Genomic DNA, 1,805 nt, shown 5'->3' with positions numbered 1-1,805 from the left:
CTCCCCGCGCCGCCAATGCCTTGATAGTCATGCGAGCCTCCTGATCGAGCCGGCTCATGCGCTCCTCCGTGTCGTCCCGTGACACGGTAGGTCGACTTCAACCGGAGGCGACATCTCGTAAATCTGGCCGTCGCCTTACTCACACATTCGCGCGTCGCGCTACACCTACGCCATTGCCGTCTTCGAGCTTGCGGCTGCAGCGGCAGATGAAGCCACACTGGCAGTTCTGCAAGCGCTTCTCGCACGAAACGATGCTGATGTCGCGGTCCTGTGCGAAACGGAACCTCTATGATGTTTATCATCGAGTTCTTTCGGGTGCGTGGCACAGACGAAGCTCATGCGATCCTGGATCGGGTTGAACATGACGCAACGGATCTGGAGGACGTGAAAGTGAGAGCCCTGTCCCTCTTCGAGACCTTGGATATGCCGCAGAAGCCGGATGCCGTGCGGATCCTGGATCACACTGGCGAAGAGGTGTTTGTCTGGGGTCCAGAGCGCCCCAGCGCCTAATCCGGAACTGCCTCTCTTCGCAGGTTGTTCGCCCGCGTTGAGGCTCCCAGGAGACTAGTCATGGCCAATGTTCATTACAGGATCGTCGAGCACGAAGGCGGATGGGCTTGCAAAGCCGGGGATGTGTTCTCGGAACGCTATGCCACCCATGACGAAGCCCGCCTGAAGACATCGAGTACCAGGACGAAGCGGGTCACTGGCACGAAGAAATCTCTCGCGGGACGGACCGGCCAGAGACAGACGTCACGGGATGAGCGGTCAGGCACCGCTCGAAGGGCGGGATCTTGAGCAATGCAATGGTTTGGCCCGCTGGGTCCCGGCCCAGAATAGCCTCTTCCTGCTTGATGGGACTAAGAGCGCCTAACAAAACCGTCTGCATTGATTGAAGCAGATGAGCGCGCATCCGAGTGTGGTGAAGGCCAGATGGATGTCCTCGCGTCGTTCATAGCGGATGGTGAGACGGCGAAAGCGGTTGAGCCACGCCAGGGTGCGCTCCACCACCCAGCGATATCGTCCCAGGCGCTCGCTGACGTCCACGCTGCGGCGGGCAATCCGGGGCACGATGGAGCGCCGCCGGCATTCCGCGCGGCAGCGACGATGGTCATAAGCCTTGTCGGCGTGCAGTTTGGCAGGGCGGCGTCGCGGGCGACCCGGTCCATGCCGCACCGGCGGCACGGCATCGAGCGTGGGTGCGAGCATCAGGCTGTCGTGCCGGTTAGCCCCACTCAGGCTCAGACCGAGCGGTGTGCCCGTCCGGTCGACCACAACATGGCGCTTCGTGCCCGGTTTGCCGCGATCCGTCGGGTTCGGGCCGGTGGCTGCGCCCCCTTTTTAGCCGCGATGGACGAGGAGTCGAGCGCGGCCCGGCTCCAATCAAGCTTGTCGGCATCTGCCAGGCGCTCGAGCAGGATGCGATGCAGGCGCGTCCACACACCGGCAACCTGCCAGTCGCGCAGCCGGCGCCAGCACGTCATGCCCGAGCAGCCGATCTCAGTGGGCAGCATCTCCCAGGGAATGCCCGAGCGCAGGACGAAGATGATACCAGCCAAGGCGGCTCGATCATCGACCCGCGGCCGGCCACCTTTGGGCTTGGCCATACCAAACCAACGCGCTCACGCCGGTTTTGTTAGGCGCTCTAAGACCCAGTACGGGGTATTTGCCACGGTGCTCGTCCTTGGGCTACCCTCTCCCCTGCTACAGAGGGAGAGGCATTTGCGACGGCTCGTTGTCATCTCCAATCGCGTGGCTGTTCCAGATGCTACCGGAAAAGCCGCTGCAGGAGGCCTGGCCGTGGC

The 1,805-nt window shown here is 62.8% G+C and carries 2 protein-coding genes and 1 pseudogene; 2 read left to right on the top strand and 1 reads right to left on the bottom strand.

Translation table 11 applies throughout. The features are described from left to right. The first annotated feature begins 288 nt into the window (after positions 1–288). Positions 289–510, top strand: a complete 222-nt coding sequence (locus tag FS320_RS42710) for a hypothetical protein (RefSeq protein ID WP_152718560.1) — start codon at positions 289–291, stop codon at positions 508–510. Between the two features lie 60 nt (positions 511–570). Continuing rightward, entirely contained in the window at positions 571–798 is a 228-nt protein-coding gene (locus FS320_RS42705) for a hypothetical protein (protein WP_420846854.1), read from the top strand. A 72-nt stretch (positions 799–870) separates the two neighbouring features. Here the strand turns inward: FS320_RS42705 and FS320_RS42700 are convergent. Beyond that, positions 871–1,601 (bottom strand): annotated as a pseudogene (locus FS320_RS42700) (IS5 family transposase); the annotation flags it as partial. Positions 1,602–1,805: the final 204 nt, after the last annotated feature.

This window comes from Microvirga tunisiensis (genome assembly GCF_009296175.1).
In the GTDB taxonomy this organism is placed as follows: domain Bacteria; phylum Pseudomonadota; class Alphaproteobacteria; order Rhizobiales; family Beijerinckiaceae; genus Microvirga; species Microvirga tunisiensis.
This window is presented reverse-complemented; position numbering and strand designations above follow the sequence as displayed.